We start from the raw sequence: 22,274 nt of genomic DNA, 5'->3' as shown, positions 1-22,274 counted from the left end.
AGAGGAAAACAGTAATGAGCAAGCTAAAAGGTAAAGTAGCAGTCGTCACAGGCGCATCCAAGGGTATCGGAGCCGCAATCGCCAAATCGCTCGCCGCTGAAGGCGCATCCGTCGTCGTCAACTACGCCTCCAGCAAGTCTGGTGCGGACACGGTTGTTGCCGCGATCACCGCTGCAGGCGGTAAAGCAGTAGCCGTCGGTGGAGACGTCTCGAAATCTGTGGAGGCGCAGGGTATCATCGACGCGGCGATCAAGAACTACGGTCGTCTCGACATTCTCGTCAATAACTCCGGCGTATACGAGTTCTCCGCTATCGAAGATGTTACAGAAGAGCAGTTCCACAAAATCTTCAACATCAACGTGCTCGGCGTTCTTCTCACCACCCGGGCGGCCGTCAAGCATTTCGGTGAAGGAGCTAGCGTCATCAACATAGGGTCTGGCGTTAGCAGCCTCACCCCTCCCAACAGCGCAGTGTACACCGGCACCAAAGGTGCGCTCGATGCCATAACCGGCGTCCTCGCCAAGGAACTCGGCGCGAGGAAGATCCGCGTCAACTCCGTCAACCCGGGCATCGTTGATACCGAAGGTACGCAAACCGCAGGCTTTATAGGTTCCGACTTCGAGAAAGCTCTCGTCGCGCAAACTCCCCTGGGCCGCGCTGGCCGCGTAGACGATATCGCCTCTGTCGTTACCTTCTTTGCGTCCGACGACGCGAAGTGGATCACCGGCGAACGCGTCATCACTGGCGGCGGTCTCCGCTAACCCCCGCAAGGTTCCTCTCACATTCCAGCCAATACCAATTCGATTCACTAACAGGAAGGATAAACGACATGGGTAAGTTAGATGGAAAAGTAGCAGTCATCACAGCGGCTACGTCAGGCATGGCGTTAGCCACGGCAAAACTCTTCGTCAAAGAGGGCGCATATGTCTTCATCACCGGCCGCCGCCAGGACAAGCTCGATGAAGCAGTCAAGGCAATCGGCAAGAACGTGACTGGTGTCCAGGGCGACGCAGCAAACCTTGCCGACCTCGACCGCCTGTACGAGACGGTCAAGACGGAGAAAGGAAAGATCGACGTACTCTTCGCGAGCGCAGGCCAGGGAGAGTTCGCCAAGATCGGCGAAGTCACTGAAGAGCACTTCGATAAGACCTTCGATCTAAACGTGCGTGGCACACTCTTCACTGTGCAGAAGGCTCTTCCGCTGTTTACCGATGGCGGTTCCATCTTCTTGAACGGCTCTATCGCCAGCATCAAGGGCATCCCGGCCTTCGGCGTCTACAGCGCCAGCAAAGCCGCGGTACGCTCTTTCGCTCGAACCTGGCTCAATGACCTCAAGGATCGTAAGATTCGCGTCAACGTCCTCAGCCCAGGGACGATCGACACTCCAATCCTCGATCCTCTTGGGCCCGACGCGAAAGAGTACTTTAAGACGCTCGTCCCACGCGGTGAAATCGGTCGCCCGGAAGAGATCGCCACCGTAGCGCTCTTTCTTGCTTCTGACGATTCAAGTTTCGTCAACGGCATCGAACTGTTCGTAGATGGCGGAACAGCACAGATCTGATCAGTGAGGGTGTTACTCGAGTGGCGACTGTTTCAGACGTGAAGGTGTCGCGGAGAGGCGGGTCACTTTCACGCTCTTCGCCAGCCCAACCAAGGACAGCAGTTTGATACCCCAGTAGTTGAAATCCAACTCCCACCAGGCCATCCCGTGGTTCGCAGATACGGGATGAGCGTGGTGATTGTTGTGCCAACCTTCGCCCCCTGTCAACAACGCAACCCACCAGCTATTGGTTGAGTCGTCGCGCGTCTTGAAGCGGCGTGAACCCCAAAGATGAGTTGCTGAATTGACCAGCCACGTCGTGTGGAAGCCGATGGTAATCCTCAAAAACACGCCCCAGAGCAGCCACGAGACCCCCATTCTCCACCCGCCGAGAGTCGTGCCCACACTGAGCAAAGCGATGCCGGTCAGGGTGATCGGAATCCAGTGCCACACAGCCAGCCAGCGATAGAAACGGTCGCGTTCCAGATCTGGAGCGTATTGGGAAAGCCTGGTCGTTTCGCTATGAATTGAACCGCGAAGGATCCAACCCATATGGGACCACCACTTACCATCGCGGGGAGAATGCGGATCGCCAGGCTTGTCAGTGTACTGATGATGCATGCGATGCACGGCGACCCAGTAGGTAGGACTGCCCTGCAGCGCCATGGTTCCACAGATCGCCATGGCATACTCCAACCATTTAGGCGTGGTGAAACTGCGATGCGTGAGCTGGCGGTGATAGCTGATTGCAATCCCCACGTTCTGACCGAGCAGCCACATCCCGAGGAATATGGCGACCGAAGACCAACGGAAGAAAAACAACGCCGCCAGAGCCCCCAGGTGAAACGCTGCGATAACAGCAAAAAATACCCAGTTGAACTCGTTCGACTCAGCCTGGACCACGACGAGTTCGGGTGTATCAGTTTTTTGTAGTCTTGCTGCAACAGTCGCCATGCATGCTTGCCTCTCGTTCGAGGCTAACGCCCGGCATGACGTGTGGCTAGGGTGCGCAAGTAAGAGTTCGGTAATACTTCAGGCAGGACGCTGCGCGGTTCTGTATTCTGATCACCATCCTGCGAATCATGCACTTTCACATGGACCGGATTCTCATATAGCGGGAGATGTCGGGAGCAATCAAAATCATCACCACGATTGCTCCGATTCCCGCAGCAGCAGCTATAAGTTTCATCATGTCGATCACCTCGTCATACTGTTTGCTTCGATGCATTTCAGCGTACTGACGTCTACGCGGGGGTCTTTTGTAGACTTCGCTCCCGCGCCTGCGCAAGGAATTGCAAGAATCCGTCCATTCCCTCATTCGTCTTCGCCGAGACTTTGAAGATATTCATCCCGGGGCGTACCGCCTGGATGTTTGCGTTCGCCGCCAGTTCGTCGAACTCGACTGCGGTTGCCAGGTCGACCTTAGTGATCACCGCTGCATCAGCGCTATTGAAGATGGTTGGGTATTTAAGCGGCTTGTCCTCGCCTTCCGTTACGGAAAGTAGCACAAGGCGGAGATCTTCCCCCAGGTCATAGGATGCGGGGCAAACCAGGTTGCCCACGTTTTCTATGAAGAGAAGATCGAGTTGGCCAAGACGCCAGTCCTCCAACGCATGTTCGACCATGGCCGCCTCTAGGTGGCAGAGCGTTCCGGTCGTGATTTGCCTAACCGGCGCCCCACTGCGCGCCAGCCGCAGCGCATCATTCTCCGTCGCCAGGTCTCCGACCAGAGCAGCTACACGACAATGCGGCTTGAGCAGTGTCAAAGTCTTTTCGAGAAAGGTAGTCTTGCCCGCGCCGGGACTTGAGACGAGACTCACGACAAATGTTCCTTGGGCACGAAATCTGTCTCGCAGGGCGCGCGCAACTATGTCATTTTGTTTAAGAACGTTCTTCCGAACTTCTAGCAGACGCGGTTCAGAATTCATTGTTTGAGCTCCAGAGCAGTGATAACAAGCTCTTTCCCATGAATTACTTCAGGTGTTTGCGTGCCGCAGTCAGGACAACAAAACCACTGCATCGAGGCCAGTATCCTTGGCACTTTGCACACCGGACAGTAAACCTCTATAGGCACATCCTTCACCACAAGGCGCGAGCCCTCAAGCGGTGTTCCATCGCAAGCTACTTTGTAAGAGAACAAAAGGGCCTCTTTCACCACGCCCGAAAGAGCTCCGAGCTCGAGATGGACAGCACCGATATGAACCTTTCGCCGCTCTGCCTCTTCCTGCGCCATATCCACAATGCTCATCGCAATCGAAAGTTCATGCATGGGCGACTCCTTCAGAGATGTTTCGCTCAGCATCATTGAAGTTGCCGAATGCGGCCAGTGCGGCCTGCCCAAGACTGATTCCTCCGTCATTAGGAGGCACGTCATGGTTGGTCCAGATCTCAAGATGGAGAGGTTCGAGGAGCGATTGTAGGTCTTCCAGTAGCAATTCGTTCTGGAAGACTCCTCCCGAGAGCACGACAGTATCAATCGAACGGCTATGGCAAAGCCGCACAACGACCTCGGCCGTTCCTTCGGCGACGCCATGTTGAAAGGCGCGCGCGACTTCGGGTACCGTGCGGCCGCGCAGTCGATCACGCACAACCGCATTCAGAAGGGGTCGGAAATCAAGGCCGTCGTCAGTCAGCGGAAAAGGGTAGGCGTCCAGATTCGAGGAGTCACGCGCCAGTTGTTCCAGCCAAATGGCAGCCTGACCTTCAAACGTGCTCTCCCTCACGAAACCCAACAGCGCAGCCGCAGCATCGAAGAGCCTGCCGACCGACGTCGTCGAAAAGGTGCGTACCTCGCGTCGGATCAGTTGCATCGCATCCTCGTAGCGCGAAGTAAAGTTGAAGGGCGGACGCGTGAGATCGGGCAGGTCTCCGATCTGCGCAAGAAAGCCGGATGCTGCCTGCATTGGATATTGCGCGGCGCCATCGCCCCCTGGGAGAGCCGCGCTGCGCAAATGGCTCGTGCGTTCAAAACCTCCTTCAAGACTCCCTACGAATATCTCGCCGCCCCAGATACTTCCATCATCACCGAAGCCGGTTCCATCGAAGCTGACCCCAACAATACTCTTTTCCCACTCGCCGCGTTCTGCGAGAACGGAAGCTAAATGGGCGCGATGATGCTGTATCGCCCGTGTTTCATAGGCCGGCAGCGCAGCGGCATGCTTAGTCGAAGCATATTGAGGGTGGCAATCGTGCGCCAAAAGCAGATCGCTGGTGTCGATATCGTACATCGAGATAAGGTCTTCAATCGTCTTCGTGAAGGCCTGGAAGGCCTGATAGTGCGAGAGGTCACCAATGTGCTGGCTTACAAACGCGTTACCGTCCACGACAAGCGTAATCGTGTTCTTGAGGTCCGCTCCCAAAGCCAACACGGGGCGCTTTGTTGGAAGTTTCGCCACTCTACCGGGTGCATATCCACGCGACCGGCGAAGAACCAACAGACCGAATGCTCCTACGCGAGCTATTGAGTCGTCCACCCGACGCGCAATTGGGCGTTCTCCGATTAGAAATGCATCTGCGATTCCAGAGAGCCGCTTCAATGCGTCCGCATCCTCATAGGCAATTGGCTCGTTCGAGCGATTGGCACTCGTCATGACAAGCGCCTCTGGCGCGCCAGCGGCAAAGAGCAGATGGTGAAGGGGTGTCGAGGGCAGCATCACACCCAGGTCTCGATTGTTGGGTGCAACGCCTTCGAGCTCAAGCCGAGCCTGTGCCAGCAAAATTGGACGAGCTAAGGAAGTAAGAACAATCTCGGACTCAGAGGTGAGAAGAACCAACCTGCTCGCTACCTCGACGTCTCTCACCATCAGGGCGAACGGCTTTTCCTTACGGAACTTCCTAGTGCGAAGCGCGACAGTCGCCATGGGGTTCCGCGCATCGCAGGCCAGATGATATCCGCCTAGTCCCTTTATAGCGACGATACTCCCCTCCCAGAGAAGCTCAGCCGTCTTCCGGATTGCATCCCAGCCATCCGCCGCGTCGACTCCATTCAGGCGGAGTATGAAATTCGGCCCACAAGCTGAACACGCCACTGGCTGCGCGTGAAATCTTCTATTGAGCGGGTCGCGGTACTCCGAGTCGCAGTATGCGTCCATCGGCCAGTCTGTCATTGTCGTATTTGCCCGGTCATACGGCAGCGCGAGAATGACACTATAGCGCGGGCCACAATTGGTGCAGTTGATGTATGGGTATCTGTAACGCGGATCGGATGGGTTAAAACATTCCTTCAGGCAGTCTTCGCAGACAGGCAAATCGGAGGAGATTTGAACAGTAAGGGCAGCGATGTGATGGCTTTCTCGAATGGTGAATTCGTTCAACCCTTCAGATAGCGCCGGCGTGACCTCGACTTCGGAGATCGTCGACGCGGATGGACGTTTGCTCTGCATTTGCTCAACAAACGCCTCCATGTCATCTTCAGCGCCTTCGAGATGAATCTCCACCCCCTGGTCGCCATTGAGCACCCACCCGGTTAGTGTGTTGGCGCGCGCGAGACGATACACAAAGGGGCGAAAGCCGACTCCCTGCACCACGCCGCGCACACGAATTGAGCAGGCATTCGCCATGTCTAGTCTGACCCCACGACGCAGCCTCTGCCTTGCCACCCCACCTGTATCACTTTGCCGTCTTCCACCAGCACAGGGACCGTACGTACACTGCCGCCGAGAGCATTCATCCGAGCCCTCGCCTCAGGATCGGCATCCACGTCGTACTCTATGAAGTCTCGCCTGGTCCACTCCAGCCACTCTCGCAACTCCTGAGTGTAGGGACACCGAGCACTTCCATAAAGTTCAAGAGTCGCCATGGTTTAACGCCTCCAATGTCTCGCGCAGCACATGATATGCGGACGCCTGCACCTCTTGTATGCGCGGAATATAGTCGCTCCGAACAATGATGGGATGATCTGCAAGGTTCCGACGATAAACCTCTCCACCGTCGTTGCCCAAAAGAGCGACTGTCAGCAGGCCTCGCTTTCGCGCTTCTTCCAAAGCCATCACAATGTTGCGGGAACCGCCGCTAGTGGAGATTCCGATCGCCACATCTTGCGGCTTCGCATGCGCAAGAAGTTGCCGCAAGAAGATAACCTCAACGCCCACATCGTTGGCCAGCGCAGTTATGTTAGCTGGCTCCATGGAAAGGGAGATTGCCGGGACAGTCTGGTACCCGGCAGGAGGAAGGACACAATCCATCGCCCAATCGTTGGCATCGGTTGCAGAACCGCCGTTACCGAAGAGAATCAACTTGCCTCCACGAGACAGGCGCCCTCGTATGGCTAAGGCCGCCGCGCCAATCTGTTCGGATTCTTCTCTGGCAAGGCGAGTCCGCAACAAGGTGTCATCGTGCACCTTCATTTTTATCGAAGCAGCGACATCCTCCACGATGGCGCTTGTTTCCTGTTTTTTCTGACCGAGAAAAGGATAGAGGAACTCCGCTTGACCCACATCCTGACCGAGTTCGCGGTGTTCCAAAAAGACGTGCACCGTCTCCCATAGCGTGTGATAGAAGATCTCGACAAGCTCCTGATGAATAAAAGGATCTTCAGTCACCGTCTCAAGCGCGTAGGTCCCGCTTGGCCCTGGCAGCGCGAAGGTCATCGCCCCTCGTGAATGAGCCGATTCCAAAGCCGCCCACACCTCAGGATCACCTTCCGGCGGACCAAATCCCATCACAATATCTTCAGCGTGAAGAATGGAATCCATCCACGGACGTATGAGCGCCGACAGATCGAGCGCAGGAAGAGCGCGTTTGCCAACGATCACCGGATGCACGAACTCCACGGAGACGTGCTGGGCGTCGGTCGAATACGGACCACGTCCAAAGGCAAGCAACCGCCCACCACTTAAGAAGCGCTCCGACATCTCGCGGCAGGCCACAGCAAGGACACGGGCTTGCTGAGAGAAGAAGCTCTCCAGTATTTCGTTGCGCAGCAGTAAGCGCTCTTCAATCTGCGTGGCGAGAGTGTAGGCAGTTTGCATACCGTGTCCTAACAAATCCGGGGCAGAGGATCACCGACCAGCATGTCTACGATTCGGCTACCACCGTAGCGGGTGGTAACTAGCACAGCGTTGGCCGGCTCGATACAGACCTGTCCAACGATCCGGGATTCTTCGCCACCTGCCGTCTGCTGCAGCGCGCTAACAGCCATGTCAGCATACTCCGGGGAGACGACGGCCAGGAATTGGCCCTCGTTCGCGATGTGCAGGGGATCCAATCCAAGCAACTCGCAGGCCCCGCGAACCGCGTCATGCATGGGAATCTCCTCTTCGAACAACTCAATTCCCAGACCGCTATCGCGTGCCAGTTCATTTAGCGCCGTGGCTACACCTCCTCGTGTCGGATCGCGCATCCAGCGAATGCCTGGCCCGCACTCCATAGCCAACGCCTCAACAAGCGGAAAAACCGAACGGGTATCAGAAGACAAGTCTGCTTCGAAGTCGAGTTCACCCCGCGCCAGAAGGATGGTGATTCCGTGATCGCCGATCGGACCAGATAACAGAATTCTGTCCCCCGGACGCACGGAGCGCGCATCGACTTTAACGCCGTTCAATGGGGTGCCGATCCCGGCGGTCGTGATGTACATGCCGTCGGCTTTGCCACGTTCGACAACCTTGGTATCTCCACCAGTCATCACAACGCCGGCTCGTTTAAGAGCTTCAGACATAGCGCGAACTTCAGCTTCGAGAACTGCTGCGGCAAGGCCCTCTTCGAGAACGAATGTGACGACCATGGCACGGCCTTGAGCACCGGAGACAGCCAGATCGTTCATTGTACCGTTGACGGCTAGTTCGCCAATTGAGCCACCGGGAAATCGCAAAGGCTTGACGACGAAACTATCGGTCGTAAATGCAATTCGCGCACCTCCTATATCAAGATGTGCCGCGTCGTTGAGCGGCTCTTGAGAGCCCGGATAGAGGAGAGGCGCGAACAATCCCTCCACAAGTCTCCGGCTGGCCTTTCCACCAGCTCCGTGCGCCATCTCGATCTGCGGATCGCGAAAGCGAATCGCAACCGGGGAACCTTCGGCCGAAGGTTCAACATTCAGGCCACTGAGCTGACTCTCGCCACCATCGATTTGCGGTACTCGTAGTTGTAATATGCTGCGCATGAGCCCTCTGAAGAAACCATAAGCGCACCAATCGGATGTTCAGGAGTGCATTCTTTCCCGAACAACTTACACTGTGCCGGCTTCAAAACACCTTTTAGAACTTCTCCGCACTGCGCCGCCTTTGGATCTGTCACGCGCGTCTCAGGAACAACATAGCGTCGCTCAGAGTCCCACGCAGCGTACTTCTCGTGAATGCGCAATGCCGACTGCGAGATAAACCCAAGTCCGCGCCACTCGAAGTAGGGGCGTAGTTCGAAGACCTCGGCCATCGCTTTCAGAGCCGCGCTGTTGCCCTCCCATGGCACGACTCTCTTATATTGATTCTCGACCTTGGCCTCACCTGCTTGCAGCTGGCGCAGAAGCATCACGATGGACTGCAGAAGATCCAATGGCTCGAAGCCCGAAGTTACTACCGGCTTGCCTTCGTTTCTGGCGATCCACTCGTACGGCCTGCAACCGATCACGGTTGAAACATGCCCCGGTCCAATAAACCCATCAAGACGCATATCGGGCGAATCGAGGATAGCGCGAATAGCGGGAACGATGGTGACGTGATTACAGAAGACAGAAAAATTGCCGATGCCCTGAGCCTTGGCAGCCATCAGCGTAAGTGCGGTGGAGGGCGCGGTCGTCTCAAATCCGATTGCGAAGAAGATAACTTCTTTCTTGGGATATTTTCTAGCTAGCTCCAGCGCGTCCGCAGGAGAGTACACGATACGAACATCGGTCCCGCGGGCCTTGTGTTCGAGTGGACTACCATGCGCGCCCGGCACGCGCATCATGTCGCCAAACGCCGCGAAGATGACGTTCGGATCCTGAGCGATCGATAATCCGTCGTCGATCCTTCCCATCGGCAAAACGCACACCGGGCAACCCGGGCCATGAATCAGTTCAATATTAGAAGGAAGGATATCTTTCAGCCCAAAGCGATAGATGGCATGCGTGTGGCCACCACATACTTCCATGATGCGGTAGTGCCGAGCAGGATCAGCGAGACGACGAATCTCATTGGAGGCTTTCGTGATCAGATCGGGGTCGCGGAATTCGTCCACATATTGCATCTTCGATCTCCCTCAGGCGTAGCGTTTTCCATTCAACTCGACGGGGCCGGCACGGTCAGCGCTGTTTTCCAAACCATATCCACGGACCTCCTCCATTGCCTGTTCCACTTCGCCTAACGCTGTAAGCAGACGCATCTGCTCCTCTGCATCCCGCTCACTGATTTTGGACATTGCAAATCCGACGTGGATCAGAACCCAATCACCGACTTTCGGCATATCGTCCTCGAGAAGACCCAACTGGACTTTGCGTCGCACCCCGGTTACCTCCACGATGCCCACTTGATTCTGGCCGTCAATGAGCTCGACGATCTTGCCTGGTATCGCTAGGCACATTGGATAGCTCCCTTCCCGGACGCACGATTCTGCAAGATGAAGCACATATTTGTCACTCCTGTTCTCGCGCGACCATCTCGAAGGAGAACTTGAGCTCATCCTTGAGTTTGAGTGCACCCCCAGCTATCGAGATCAGCTTGATCTCATAGTCGGTTTGCTCGAGCGTGAAATTACCCGAGGCTCGCAGCATCGTCCCAAATACTGCGATGCGTGCGGCCACCGGCTGTTTGCGCGTTACGCCGTGAAACGTCAAATTTCCGTCGAGAACGGCAGAGTACAAAGATTCTCCCATTCTGGTGATCGACAAAACGGGCGCCTCGTACACAGTCTCCGGATACTTTGTCGTCTCCAGAATCTGTTCGTTCAGCAGCCGCTCAATTTCGCGGCGATCTTTATCGGAGATGTCGTCTTGAACACTCAACGAAGTCGTCTTAATGCTCAATCTGAATCCGCTCCCCTGGAGCGCTTCCTGACTGAAGCTGACTTCGCCACTAAAGTCTCGGACGCCGATCGTTGGATTATGTCCCACTGCGGACAACAGCCCGGTCGCAAAAGCCTGCACCGTAAACCTGCTGGCCCTGGGATCGAGAACATAGTGAACGAGTGTGGCTTTTGCAGCTTCCATTGAGTTTGTCACATCCTGCAGACTCCATCCTGTTGCGTCCCTGGAGACATTCCTGCCGTCCGTCCGACCATTTACATGGCCCGCATCTTTAGATAGCGCTGAACATCCGGCATCGCGACCTGAGCGAGATTGCCTATTCCGATCTGGGACATGTATCGGCGCACGAAGGGGTTGGAGAGAATCAGTCCAGCACCAAACACGATGAGGGCTACGCCTCCTAACATGTAAAGAGTCTCTTTGTCGCTTCCTATTCCATCTGTTACAGATCCTTCCAATTCCATTGCCATATCATCCTCCTCTTGCCGTTATTGACTTTGGTGACTGCCTGGGATCGACTCGCCTTCCAGAATTCTTTTCACCAACGCCTCAGTCGCGTTCACCGCTTCGGCAACCGCAGCCTCAACTGGCTCACTCAAACCCATGCAACCTTCGTCGCCACCCAGCGTGGCCGGCTCGCATCCAACCAATAGCACTCGCTTTAGAGGACCGTGCATCGAACGTGCCATACGCAGGACGTTCATCGGATGCATGTTGTGTGGCTCGAGAACGTTACCAGTCGAATCGGCAGCTTCGTTTGCGTCGAGTTCTACAACAGAAACCGTCCCAGGCGTTTGTCCGTGGGGGTAGGCGTCGATGAGGATGGCCGTCTCATAGCCGTACTGTAACGCGTAGACCAGGTCCAAACCACGAATACCAAAATCAACGATCCGCACGGAGTCTGGCGAAATACGGTCGGCCAACTGACGCACAACCTCCACTCCAAAACCATCGTCTCCGAGGAAGATATTACCGATGCCGGCAATCAAAATGCTTGGCGGCAGCGCCTTCTTTCTCTCATGCTGTTCCTCTTCCGGAAGCGGCTCAATCTCGGTCAACTTGAAAAAGAAGCGGTGACCAGGCTGGCGCATCATTCCCAGGTCGCGCCCGGGATCGTCTTCGAGAACCACACAAATATGTTGCTGGCCTTCATAATCCTGTTCGATGCTCTCGACGGTTGCGATCTGACCGCGTAGCGCAAGGTCGAATATGTCCCCTCCCTCATGCGGATGTAGACGGACGCGACTGCCTTTCCTGACCTCTGCCTCACCAATCACCACATAGTCCACTTGCTCTTTCTCTTCGAGGACGTTCCATTCCCATTGGTTCATCGCGCCTCCTCCTTGAGCGGAGTCAGACCGCGCAACACACCATGAAGTTTCATAAATTGCTCTTCTGGCATGTTCTCGGTGCGCTCCAGAATCTCACGCGCCCGCTCGTCGGATTGCCGCATCTCACGTTTCTCATCATCCGTCAGGGTGAGAATGCGTAGGGACAGGATCTCGTCAATCTCAGTTGAGTCAAAGAGATTGCCTGCGCTCTCCGGAGCGATCTGCGGACGGTCGTACAGGATAATGGGCGACGACAAAACAGTCTCAGCCTCATCTCCAACAAGAACCGGCCAGGTGCCGACGTTGTGGCACAGAGCCGGAAGGTCTTTGAGATCTGCAGGAGGATCAAGCAGGGAGACGAACTCTCCATGCGCGACCCCCAGGATGGTATGGGCAGACACAAGCGAAAATCCAAGAGCATCTTCACGGTCGATCGTTGTAATCGGTCCAAACTCGGAGAGATTGCTGACACGCACCGTGACTCTGAAGACTCCATCATCGCAACGTGTCGAATCGCACTGAACCAACGCAGTCAGACTCTCCCACTCCCGCACAATCACCCCGACTGCCCTTCCCTGTTCATCGCGCAGATACTCGCACTGTCTCCCCGCCGGGAACGGAAGATGTAAGGAAGCAAGAGACGAAAGCGATGCAGGATCTAACAGGGCGGACGTAAATTCACGTTCAACCGCCTCCTGCCATGGATGATAGACTCGCCCGCCCACTTCGAGACGGTCAACAAAATCAATCTCCGATTCCACACCTTCGGGCGTCTCTTGTTCCGGAGTACGAAGTTTGCCGACTGAGCGTCGAACAATCTGCAAAAAACGAACCTTCACAACCAGGCGAGTCGATGGGTTTGCGTTGACGAGGCACTCCGTCTGCATCATCCATGCATCAGATCCCTGTTGTTGTTCACTATAAGACCGTGGGCAGAGCACTCCGAAGTTCCAGCGCCGCTGATTTTTCACCGAAGAGGGCCGATACGGATACAGCATGTATCCCTCGTAGAGCACAGCGTCGGCAATCTTTTCCACCTGGTCAAAATTCACGATTTCACCGCCACTTCCATGGGGAGCACCTCTTCCAAAGCCTGCTCCCAGGTCGGAATGCCGTGCTGCATCTTATAGCGATGGAGGCGATCGAAGACATCACGGCGCAAGCTAATGCAAACACTGTTGGGATAGTAGGAGTCCATCATCTCGCGCCACACCTTCACCGGAAGCTTGAACTTCGCCTCCTGCTCCCAGGAGATCGGCGCGACTTGCAGGCCGCAATCCGGCGGTGCATAGAAGACAGTGCCGCTAAACAGAATGTTGAGAGGAATTTCCCCCTCCGTGAGGCCATCAAAGTATTTCGTAGCAGCAACATTAAAATCGAAGGTGCATGGAACATGGAGATCAGCTACCGTGCTTGCGCCCGCAAAGGCAGGAATGACCATATTGAGATTCGTCCAGAGCAGGCTTCGCAGCGTCTGACTCCATCTATCAGGCGTTCCGAAGAGGTCGAGCATACCTTCCTGCTCCTCCGGCGTGTAGCGGCGGCGTGTGACCTCGATCTGAATCTGACACCGCAGCGCGATGGTATGGATAGTCTCATTGGCCAAGGCATTGCTGACCTTGAGCCTGAAAGCCAGCGTCGGCGTGGCAGCGAATGGAAGCACGCTCGCCCCTTCGATCTGGAAACTAAGATCAGGCATTCGCTTCTCCACTGACCACGTACGCCTTCAATCGCAGGTCGGAAAAAAATCGCCCTATCTCTGTCCAAACCTCAGATCCTCCAGAAAGTCCCCTCCAGTTGGAACGGATCAGTCCAACGAGCTTGTAGCATTCATCAATAGGCGCAATGTAATACTCGGCCCGCGCGATTCCATGGGCATGGCCGACCCGATTGACCAGCAGCGCTTCTACATCAGGCAAGAGGCGGCTCAACGCTCGATTGCTTTCTGCAATCTCATTCCAAGCCTCGAGCGGAAGCAGCGACTCAACTGCGCCCGCCGGACTGGGATATAGCGCAATCACTGTGCCTTCGATGCTCGAACGATAGAAGAACGCCATGTTGATCGGAATCAACAGATTCTCCCATTGGCCATCCGTCATCTCGAAGTCAGGAAGGTACTGAGCCTGCCTCGAGACGCGCTTGTACTTTGATCTCTCCATTCCATCGAAGAGCATGGCGCATGCGTCGCACGCACACAAGATCTGCCGAGAGGTTATCTCCACCAGGTGCGGGTGCTCCTGCGCCAGCCCGGCACTGCACAACTCGCAATGTTCCGTCGCACGCGATGTTGGTCGCCGCGCCCGGGTGAACTGACGTAATGCTCCGAAGGCCTGCTCGAAGGCTGGTAGAGTCTCTTCATTCATCGTGGGCCCCTTCCGTGATTGTCGGGATCCCGACCGTTACGAGCCGTTGCCCCAACAGACTCTCCAGTGGGACAAAGCCCGCAGGTGCTGTCTCCTCCAACCCGGCAAGCTCGAGTGATGTCACATCCGGCGCGAACTCATACATCCCGTCTTCCACGATCGACCGAATATCTCCAGCAGAAGATCCGCAGCTATGGCCCGAAGTTGTCAGTCGCACACGCACACTGCTCTCGTGCAGGTGCTCAAGCTCGATAGTGCAGGAGAGTTTGCGCAGACGAGGACGCATACGCTCAATGGCTTTGTTCACGCGGGTTTCCAACTCATCTGGATGAAGGGAATAGAGCAGCAACAAGTTCCCGACGATTGGGTCCTGCCCCAGCTTATCGATGATGACGGGAGCAGAATCCCCAGCATCAAAGACGATCTCCATCGCCCGTTCCAGGCCTCTTCCATGGACATCCATCAAAAGCTGCACTAACTCCCTGCTCGCAGACTTCGCAGCACTATCCGGCAGGTCGTCGAATTGTGCGACTAACTTACCGAGTTGCCGGATCTGTTCCTGAAATTCTTCGTCGTTAGCCACACGCCTCCTTCAACCGTCGATCAGTCAACAAACTAAAGCTGAACACCGAACATCGGCGAGTGGGACGTCTCAAGCACTTTTCCGTTCCCAAGGTACATGTGCACACCGCATGGCAGACACGGATCGAAGCTGCGTACAGCGCGCATGATATCAATGCCCTTGAAGTTATCGGGGCCATTCTCCTCGAAGATCGGCGTATTTTGCACCGCATCTTCATAGGGCCCCGGCGTCCCGTACATATCTCGCGGGTTTGCATTCCACGGAGTCGGCGGATAAGGATGATAGTTGGCGATCTTGTGATTACGGATCACAACGTGGTGCGACAAAACCCCTCGGACCGCTTCGTGGAAACCGCAACCAATTGCTTCTTCTGGAACTTTGAAATCGTTCCACGTCCTTGTGCGCCCAGCGTGCAACTCCGCCAACGCCTGCTCTGCGAAGTGAAGCGCAGCAGCAGCGGCATAAGCCTGGAAGTAAGTGCGTGCCCGATCCCGTTCAATCGCATTGCTCCACTTGGGGATCTTCCATTCAAGCTCCACTTCTGGAAGCGATACCGTCTTAGGCAAATAAATCTTGACGCTGTGTCCAGTAGCCTTCACGTAACCAATGTCCACCAAGCCAGCCAGTGCCGTAGCCCAGAAGCGCGCGATCGGACCGCCCCCGGTATCGAGTGCAAGGTAGTCTTTGGTCCGTGCGTCATACCAGCGCGGAGACATCACCCAGGTGTATTTATCCTTGAAGTCGCGCTTTTGTGGCTTAGGGAACGTACTCTGGTTCCACGGATGACGTTGATCGACAGGGTTTCCCAGTGGATCCTTCCGAACGAAGGTCTCAGAGTTCTGCCAGTCATCATAGTAAGAACTACCCAGCAGAATACGGATGTTCAGATTGATGTCCACGAGATCCGTCGTCACCAGTTTGCCGTCGACAACAACGCCCGGCGTCACAAACATTCCGCGGCCCCAATCTGTCATCTTCTCGTAGGTATAGTCGCAGACATCAGGATTGTTAAACGACCCCCAACACCCAAGAAGAATCCGCCTGCGGCCTACTTCTTCGTAACCGGGGAGCGCTTCATAGAAGAAATCAAATAGATCGTCATGCAGCGGTACGACTTTCTTCATGAACTCCACATACTTCATCAGCCGGACAATGTAGTCCGTAAAAAGTTGCACAGTGGGCACTGTGCCAACTCCGCCGGGATACAAAGTGGACGGATGAACGTGACGACCTTCCATCAGGCAGAACATCTCGCGTGTGTACCGACTCACCTGCAAAGTCTCAAGATAGAACGACCCCGTAAAAGGATTGAGTGCCGTCATGATGTCGCCGATGGTGCGGAAGCCATGCAACTCCGCGTGCGGCGCAGCAGTCTTCGTTGCCTTCTCCCAAACGCCCGGATTGGTCTCCTTCACCATCTTTTCGCAGAAGTCCACGCCCACCAGGTTGTCCTGAAAAATGTTGTGGTCGAACATGTACTCCGCGGCCTCGCCGAGGTTTACGATCCACTCGGCAATGGCCGGTGGGCGGACGCCAAAGGCCATGTTCTGCGCATAGGTCGCACACGTCGCATGGTTATCACCGCAGATACCGCATATGCGGCTGGTGATAAAGTGCGCGTCCCTTGGATCCTTGCCCTTCATGAAGATGCTGTAACCACGAAAAATTGAAGAGGTGCTGTGGCACTCCGCAACTTTGCGTTTACCAAAGTCGATCTTTGTAAAGATGCCGAGACTGCCGACGATCCGTGTGATCGGATCCCAATTCATCTCTACTAACTGGCTCTTTTCGGCGGCATCCTCTGTACGTACAGCGGTAATCGTGCCCATCGTGGTGTCTCCTTTAGGTCGCTAGTAGGAATTGGGGTGGTAGCCGGTGGTCAGTTCGGCGCGAGGATGCCGCCACTTCGGCTCTTTGTTCACCGTGTCATTAGTCAATTTGCGGAGAGCACGAATGGCTTTGCCATAGACTCCGACCGCAGTACTCGACAGCTTGCCGCCGGGAGGCTCGTCCATAAACGGCATGAACTTGTCGGGGAATCCCGGCATCGTGCAGCCAATACAGATCCCGCCCACATTAGGGCAGCCACCGATGCCTGCCATCCAGCCACGCTTAGGAACGTTGCAATTGACGACCGGCCCCCAGCATCCCAGTTTGACGATGCACTTCGGCGAGCCATAGGACGTGGCGAAATCACCTTGCTCGTAATATCCCGCCCGATCGCAGCCCTCATGAACTGTTTTGCCGAAGAGCCACGTTGGCCGGAGCTGATCGTCCAGAGGAATCATTGGTGCCAATCCAGCTACCTGATAGAGAAGATAGAGAACGGTCTCCATAAAATTGTCCGGCTGCACGGGACATCCGGGAACATTCACGATAGGAAGGCCAGCTTTGGACTTCCAATCCCAGCCCAGGTAGTCCGCTAGCCCCATCGCACCTGTCGGGTTACCTTCCATCGCGTGAATACCGCCATAAGTAGCGCAAGTGCCACACGCCACCACCGCAAGCGCGCGCGGCGTCAAGCGATCAATCCACTCATTTGTTGTAATCGGCTGCCCGGTATGCGGATCCGTTCCGAGTCCGGCCCAATAGCCTTCCTTCTTGATCTTCTCGTTCGGGATAGAGCCTTCCACCACAAGCACGAAGGGTTCAAGCTCTCCCTTCTCGGCCATGTAAAAGTGCTTCATAAAATCATCGCCCACTTCGTACGCGAGCACTGGATTGTGCAGGTGCACCTTGGGTAGTCCGGGAATCGCTCCCAGAAGCACGTCCTCGATGCTTGGCTGTGTGGCCGCCGTGATGGACACTGAATCTCCGTCACATCCCAGACCGGCGGTGATCCACAGAATATGTAGTTCGGCCACAGCGGGTTTCTTCTGAGTGACTCGGCCGTAAGGAACTGTTTCTTGAGCCATAACCTGGTTCTCCTCTTCGGAATACTGGCTTGTCTTGCTTGGAGCTTGCGGGCAGCGCCCCGAGGACGCAAACCTGACGTGCAAATCGTCTCTTTGACACTCTTCGACGATCAGCGAACCGTAGCCAGTAAAGTGGTTGGTGTATTCAACCCGCAAGCGGGACGCACCCTATTCTTTTCTCGTACTTAATACTCTGACGACGTAGGGGATTCCCCGATCTCGCATTAAGCAGAATCAGGTTTTTTGCGCGTTAGGTTTTGGGTCTAACCAATTGAAGAAGGCCCCTTAAGCGCATGCGCCCGGGACAGGTGCAATTCAGAAAACGCTTTGATATGAAAACATGGGGACGGACGGCGGAACATCAACCGGAGCTTCAGTTACCGATCCCTCCACATATCATCCCGCCTTCTCGTCGATCTTCCACTGAATCGCATGTTGAATCAGCTCACGCCCGCTGTGCAGGAAGAGCTTTTCTTTGATGTGGGCCTGGTAGGTTTCGACAGTCTTAACGCTGAGGTGCAGTTCCTCGGCAATCTCACGTGTACCTCGACCCTCGCCGATCAGACAAAAGACCTCTAACTCACGATCAGAGAGCGATGAAATGCGAGATTGAAGCGCAGCCGGAGAGCCGCCAATGTACTGTTGAAGCATCTTGTTGGCCATGCGATCGCTAAGATACACCTCGCCACCAAGAATGCGGCGCACCGCAACCAGCACTTTCTCCGTCGCCTCCTGCTTCATGATGTAGCCGTTCGCGCGAGCACGCAGGGCGCGTTCCGCATAGATGGCCTCATCATGCATCGAGAGAATGAGGACTGGCAGGTCGGGATACGATCCTCGAATGGCCTTGAGCAGGTCCAATCCGTCCGGACCGTTCAGTGAGATATCTACAATCAGGATGTCAGGTTTCTTTCGTGCGATGGCCCGCATAGCAGCCTGCGCCTCTTCGGCCTCGCCGCAAACTTCCAGATCCTGCTGCTGGTTGATCAACAAAGCCAGCCCCTGACGCAGGAGCGGATGGTCGTCGACTACGAAGACGGTTCTTTTGCCTGCGCGACGAAGTTGCTCCTGAGCGTTGGTCGCGGCCATAGTTACCTCCCAGGTTTGACAGTGAACATACAGGTAACAATCGTTCCCTGGAGCGGGCTCGGTGCAACCTCAAGCGTTCCACCGATCATGCCCGCTCGATAGTTCATTATGTGGAGCCCCATGCCATGACTACTTCCATGGTTTTCGGGGATGCCAGCGCCGTCATCGCTAATCACCAACAAACCGCGACCATTCTCAGCCGTCAACCTGATCACTATTTTGCGCGCATGGCCATGCTTCAGCGCATTATTTACTGACTCCTGAGCGATATGGTAAAGATGGGTCGCCATCGCGTCGTCGTAGATCAAAACGGCGGGTTCGCAGTCGAAGTGACACGATATTCCAAAGATATCTTCCACCTCCGCAGCCCAGAGTTGCAGTGCTGACATCAGTCCCTGCGCGTCGGAGACGACTGGCAGCAGACCTCTGGCCAGCTCTCGCGTCTTGTAAATTGCTTCGTTCACCAGCCGCACAATCTTCGCTGCATCGTTAGCCTCCGCCAGACGCTTCTCCGTCAACTTCGCCTCGTGCACTTTGGCCATGAAGGCAATGCCCGTGAGATGTTGCCCAAGACCATCGTGCAGGTCTTGCCCAATACGTCGCTGCTCTCTGGAACTAATGTTCAGGAGCGCTTTCTCCAATTGTTCTCGTTCAGTGATGTCGATGCCGGTTGCGATGATATAGTTCGGCGTCCCGTTACTACCCGGCAGCATGGTGCTTGACCACGCAATGAGTCGCTTGGTCCCATGCCGTGTCACCCAATAGCTTTGGTAATCTTCGGGCAGCAAATCTGCGCTTAGCTGCATAAAGATCGACTTAAAGCGTTCCACCTCTTCGGGCACAAGAAAAAAATCCCAGATGCGTTTGCCGCGAACCTCCTCCAGCGAATATCCGGTGGTCAGTTCACAGGCCCGATTGAATCGCGTGATGCGACCCTCGGGATCGAGAACCACCACCAACGCTCCCACCGTATCGAGAATCGCGGAGACAACGTTGCGCTCTTGATGGAGTGCTTCCTCAGTATGCTTCAGATCGGAGATATCAAAGGCGACGCCGTGAATGAACCAGGGATGGCCATCCGGTCGGCGCATCATCTTCGCGTCGCAGTGGAACCAGATCACGTGTCCATCACGCGCGATGACACGATAAGACGATCGCAGGGGCGTGCCCGACAGAAACATGCCCGCGGCCTCCAGGCTCCACCGTTGCTTATCATCCGGATGAATGTGTTCATACCAGCGAATAGGATCTTCCAGCCATTCCTCGCGCGAGAATCCAAGCGCTGCTTCGATCTGTGGGCTCACATACGCCTCGCTGATGCCGCGATCCAGATACACCATGAAGACCACAGCAGGAATCTGCTCCAGCAACGCACGGTATTTAGCTTCGAGGTTTGACGTCTGAGCTTCAGAAGTCTGCGCCGATTGGCCGCTCGCTGGCTTGTCACTGTCCGGAGATGATGGCGAGATCATGCCGCTGAACATGCTTGCCAACTCGATCAGGACAGCTTCTGCCTCGCCGACGTCCAGAAGCTGCGCGATATCTTCTGCCTCGGGCCTTCGATCTTCCCGGTCGGCTTGGGCGACTGAAGCCATCCTCGCTCCCTTCGAGAGGCGCTCTCCTGTCAGCGTTGTTGGCCCGGTGAAATACTTTGCTGCCGCCAGCTCGGCACTTTGTTGAGCGATGCCTGAGTAAATTTGCGCAGCGCGTGAATCGCTCGCCCATACGTCTGAACCGCAGCTGAAGACAAGAGCGATCCGGGCGGCTGGTCCATGAACGGCATAAACTTATCCGGGAATCCCGGCATCGTGCAACCGATGCAGATGCCGCCTACATTGGGACAACCGCCGATCCCGCCCATCCATCCACGCTTGCCAACATTGCACTGCACTACTGGACCCCAGCAACCAAGCTTCACAATGCACAGCGGAGATCCATACTGTTCCGCGAACTGCGCCTGCTCATAGTAGCCGCCACGATCGCAGCCCTCGTGAACGGTGCTTCCAAAGAGCCATTTAGGGCGCAACGCCTCGTCGAGGGGAATTATAGGTGCACGGCCCGTAGCCATGTAAAGCAGATACAGCAGAGTCTCCATAAAATTGTCCGGCTGAACAGGACAACCTGGAACACAAACGATAGGGATTGCAGCCTTGGACTTCCACTGCCAACCCAGATAGTCCGGAAGGCCCATGCAACCCGTTGGATTACCAACCATTGCGTGAATTCCGCCATAGGTCGCGCAGGTTCCCACCGCGATCACCGCCCACGCATGCGGGGCCAGCCGGTCGATCCACTCGCATGTCGTAATTGGCTGCCCAGTCGCCAGATCTGTTCCCAACGAGGCCCAGTACCCCTCCGACTTATTTTTCTCATTCGGGATAGAGCCCTCAACTACAAGAATGAACGGTTCCAGCTTACCCTCCTCCGCAAGGTTGAAAGGACGCAGGAAGTCGTCACCAACCTCAGAAGCGAGAAAAGGATTATGAAAGTTCACCTTCGGAGTCCAGGGAATTCCACCGAGGACAATGTCTTCAATGCTTGGCTGTGTTGCGGCTGTCATCGCGATCGTGTCTCCATCGCAACTCAGCCCCGCAGCAATCCAAAGCACATCGATCTCCGCAATCGGCGGCGCATGTCGATCCCAAGCCTCCACGAGACCCCCTTCGGATTGCTTCCCGGCGACACTTTCAGTACATGAACATCTTGTGCCTGAAAATGCAGTTAGGCAAGGTCTTCCATCGGGGACCGTGTTGGCTCGTCCTGGCCGCAATCCACCAGGACGTGGTCCTCAAGCAGTCAGGCTCGCCCGGCAAACTCTCGAGTCTCTGTGTTCACCTTAATTTTCTCCCCCTCTTTAATAAACGAGGGCACACGGATTTCGACACCTGTCTCCAGCTTGGCTGGTTTGGTCACGCCCCCGCTGGCAGTATCGCCGCGAACTGCCGGTTCTGTTTGTGCGACGGAGAGTTCCACGTGGATTGGCAGCTGCAGCCCAATGGGATTGCCGTTGTATTTATCAATTTGAATCAGGATTCCCTCAACGAGAAAGTCTACTGCGTCCCCGACCATCTCATTGCTAAGAACGAGAGTCTCAAAACTCTCCTGATCCATAAAATAAGAACCGTCTCCATCGCTGTAGAGGTACGACGCCCCAACCGTCTGGAGATCCGGCTCCTTGAACTTGTCGCTCGCCTTGAATGTCTTATCGAAGACAGCGCGCGTAAGCATATTCCGCATCCGCAAACGAACCAGTGTCTGTCCGCCTCTGGCCGTAGGGGTGGAGATCTCCGCTTCCAGACAGCAGAACGGAACGTTTTCATACTCAAAAGACATCTTGCGCTTTACGTCGATGGCGTCGATCAATGCAGCCATGGACCTCCTCAAATACTTCGTTAACGCGGGTTGAAAGTGGTGATTCCACCAAAGAGCTTAGTCGCCTCATTGTCGGTTGAGGCCCGGATGACCATAGAATAACAGCGCGCTGAGCCGATTCATGGCTCCCACGATCCAGGAGTGAA

General features: G+C 55.5%; 25 protein-coding genes. 2 read left to right on the top strand and 23 right to left on the bottom strand.

Features of this window, described 5'->3' with window-relative positions; translation table 11 throughout:
* The first annotated feature begins 14 nt into the window (after positions 1-14).
* Together RBB77_RS06710 and RBB77_RS06705 are read left to right on the top strand one after the other, a co-directional pair.
* A complete protein-coding gene (locus RBB77_RS06710; protein WP_353065805.1) occupies positions 15-761 on the top strand; it encodes a glucose 1-dehydrogenase in 747 nt (248 codons plus the stop codon).
* Between the two features lie 68 nt (positions 762-829).
* Entirely contained in the window at positions 830-1,561 is a 732-nt protein-coding gene (locus tag RBB77_RS06705) for an SDR family NAD(P)-dependent oxidoreductase (RefSeq protein ID WP_353065803.1), read from the top strand.
* Between the two features lie 12 nt (positions 1,562-1,573).
* On the opposite strand, the gene RBB77_RS06700 is transcribed toward RBB77_RS06705, so the two are convergent.
* From RBB77_RS06700 to efp, 23 genes are all read right to left on the bottom strand, one after another.
* Positions 1,574-2,494 carry an acyl-CoA desaturase gene (locus RBB77_RS06700; RefSeq protein WP_353065801.1) on the bottom strand — a complete coding sequence of 307 codons (921 nt, stop codon included), beginning with the start codon at positions 2,492-2,494 and terminating at the stop codon, positions 1,574-1,576.
* 136 nt (positions 2,495-2,630) lie between these two features.
* The gene (locus RBB77_RS06695) at positions 2,631-2,768 is read right to left on the bottom strand and encodes a DUF6893 family small protein (RefSeq protein WP_353065799.1); all 138 of its coding nucleotides are present in this window, start codon (positions 2,766-2,768) and stop codon (positions 2,631-2,633) included.
* Between the two features lie 16 nt (positions 2,769-2,784).
* Complete coding sequence (gene hypB / locus RBB77_RS06690) at positions 2,785-3,468, bottom strand: hydrogenase nickel incorporation protein HypB (protein ID WP_353065797.1); 684 nt, start codon at positions 3,466-3,468, stop codon at positions 2,785-2,787.
* On the bottom strand, positions 3,465-3,809 hold the full coding sequence (locus RBB77_RS06685) for a hydrogenase maturation nickel metallochaperone HypA (protein ID WP_353065795.1): 345 nt from the start codon (positions 3,807-3,809) through the stop codon (positions 3,465-3,467). Before RBB77_RS06685 ends, hypB begins: the two co-directional genes overlap by 4 nt.
* Entirely contained in the window at positions 3,802-6,099 is a 2,298-nt protein-coding gene (gene hypF / locus RBB77_RS06680; RefSeq protein ID WP_353065793.1) for a carbamoyltransferase HypF, read from the bottom strand. Before hypF ends, RBB77_RS06685 begins: the two co-directional genes overlap by 8 nt.
* Before the next feature lie 2 nt (positions 6,100-6,101).
* Positions 6,102-6,338 carry a glutaredoxin gene (locus RBB77_RS06675; protein WP_353065791.1) on the bottom strand — a complete coding sequence of 79 codons (237 nt, stop codon included), beginning with the start codon at positions 6,336-6,338 and terminating at the stop codon, positions 6,102-6,104.
* A complete protein-coding gene (locus RBB77_RS06670) occupies positions 6,325-7,509 on the bottom strand; it encodes an SIS domain-containing protein (protein ID WP_353065789.1) in 1,185 nt (394 codons plus the stop codon). The genes RBB77_RS06675 and RBB77_RS06670 overlap by 14 nt, the downstream gene beginning before the upstream one ends.
* Before the next feature lie 8 nt (positions 7,510-7,517).
* On the bottom strand, positions 7,518-8,639 hold the full coding sequence (hypE, locus tag RBB77_RS06665; RefSeq protein ID WP_353065785.1) for a hydrogenase expression/formation protein HypE: 1,122 nt from the start codon (positions 8,637-8,639) through the stop codon (positions 7,518-7,520).
* Positions 8,573-9,700 (bottom strand): hydrogenase formation protein HypD, encoded by a 1,128-nt coding sequence (hypD, locus tag RBB77_RS06660; RefSeq protein ID WP_353065783.1) that lies wholly within the window; start codon positions 9,698-9,700, stop codon positions 8,573-8,575. Before hypD ends, hypE begins: the two co-directional genes overlap by 67 nt.
* A 12-nt stretch (positions 9,701-9,712) precedes the next feature.
* On the bottom strand, positions 9,713-10,033 hold the full coding sequence (locus RBB77_RS06655; RefSeq protein WP_353065781.1) for a HypC/HybG/HupF family hydrogenase formation chaperone: 321 nt from the start codon (positions 10,031-10,033) through the stop codon (positions 9,713-9,715).
* A 52-nt stretch (positions 10,034-10,085) separates the two neighbouring features.
* On the bottom strand, positions 10,086-10,658 hold the full coding sequence (locus RBB77_RS06650) for a YceI family protein (RefSeq protein WP_353065779.1): 573 nt from the start codon (positions 10,656-10,658) through the stop codon (positions 10,086-10,088).
* A gap of 71 nt (positions 10,659-10,729) precedes the next feature.
* Positions 10,730-10,945, bottom strand: a complete 216-nt coding sequence (locus RBB77_RS06645; protein WP_353065777.1) for a DUF6893 family small protein — start codon at positions 10,943-10,945, stop codon at positions 10,730-10,732.
* A gap of 18 nt (positions 10,946-10,963) precedes the next feature.
* The gene (locus RBB77_RS06640) at positions 10,964-11,806 is read right to left on the bottom strand and encodes a hydrogenase maturation protease (RefSeq protein WP_353065775.1); all 843 of its coding nucleotides are present in this window, start codon (positions 11,804-11,806) and stop codon (positions 10,964-10,966) included.
* Complete coding sequence (locus RBB77_RS06635; RefSeq protein WP_353065773.1) at positions 11,803-12,858, bottom strand: hypothetical protein; 1,056 nt, start codon at positions 12,856-12,858, stop codon at positions 11,803-11,805. The genes RBB77_RS06640 and RBB77_RS06635 overlap by 4 nt, the downstream gene beginning before the upstream one ends.
* Complete coding sequence (locus RBB77_RS06630) at positions 12,855-13,505, bottom strand: DUF6084 family protein (RefSeq protein ID WP_353065771.1); 651 nt, start codon at positions 13,503-13,505, stop codon at positions 12,855-12,857. Before RBB77_RS06630 ends, RBB77_RS06635 begins: the two co-directional genes overlap by 4 nt.
* A complete protein-coding gene (locus RBB77_RS06625; RefSeq protein ID WP_353065770.1) occupies positions 13,498-14,169 on the bottom strand; it encodes a DUF5947 family protein in 672 nt (223 codons plus the stop codon). Before RBB77_RS06625 ends, RBB77_RS06630 begins: the two co-directional genes overlap by 8 nt.
* On the bottom strand, positions 14,162-14,752 hold the full coding sequence (locus RBB77_RS06620; protein ID WP_353065768.1) for a NifU family protein: 591 nt from the start codon (positions 14,750-14,752) through the stop codon (positions 14,162-14,164). The genes RBB77_RS06625 and RBB77_RS06620 overlap by 8 nt, the downstream gene beginning before the upstream one ends.
* Positions 14,753-14,784: 32 nt before the next feature.
* The gene (locus RBB77_RS06615; RefSeq protein WP_353065766.1) at positions 14,785-16,581 is read right to left on the bottom strand and encodes a nickel-dependent hydrogenase large subunit; all 1,797 of its coding nucleotides are present in this window, start codon (positions 16,579-16,581) and stop codon (positions 14,785-14,787) included.
* 21 nt (positions 16,582-16,602) lie between these two features.
* Positions 16,603-17,667: a hydrogenase expression protein HypE gene (locus RBB77_RS06610; RefSeq protein WP_353065764.1), complete on the bottom strand. Its 1,065-nt coding sequence runs from the start codon at positions 17,665-17,667 to the stop codon at positions 16,603-16,605.
* A gap of 396 nt (positions 17,668-18,063) precedes the next feature.
* Positions 18,064-18,756, bottom strand: a complete 693-nt coding sequence (locus RBB77_RS06605; protein WP_353065762.1) for a response regulator transcription factor — start codon at positions 18,754-18,756, stop codon at positions 18,064-18,066.
* Positions 18,757-18,758: 2 nt separating this feature from the next.
* Positions 18,759-20,351, bottom strand: a complete 1,593-nt coding sequence (locus tag RBB77_RS06600; RefSeq protein ID WP_353065760.1) for a PAS domain-containing sensor histidine kinase — start codon at positions 20,349-20,351, stop codon at positions 18,759-18,761.
* Between the two features lie 29 nt (positions 20,352-20,380).
* Positions 20,381-21,409: a hydrogenase expression protein HypE gene (locus RBB77_RS06595; RefSeq protein WP_353065759.1), complete on the bottom strand. Its 1,029-nt coding sequence runs from the start codon at positions 21,407-21,409 to the stop codon at positions 20,381-20,383.
* Between the two features lie 143 nt (positions 21,410-21,552).
* Entirely contained in the window at positions 21,553-22,128 is a 576-nt protein-coding gene (efp, locus tag RBB77_RS06590; RefSeq protein WP_353065757.1) for an elongation factor P, read from the bottom strand.
* Positions 22,129-22,274: the final 146 nt, after the last annotated feature.

This window comes from Tunturibacter psychrotolerans, from assembly GCF_040359615.1.
GTDB lineage: Bacteria > Acidobacteriota > Terriglobia > Terriglobales > Acidobacteriaceae > Edaphobacter > Edaphobacter psychrotolerans.
This window is presented reverse-complemented; position numbering and strand designations above follow the sequence as displayed.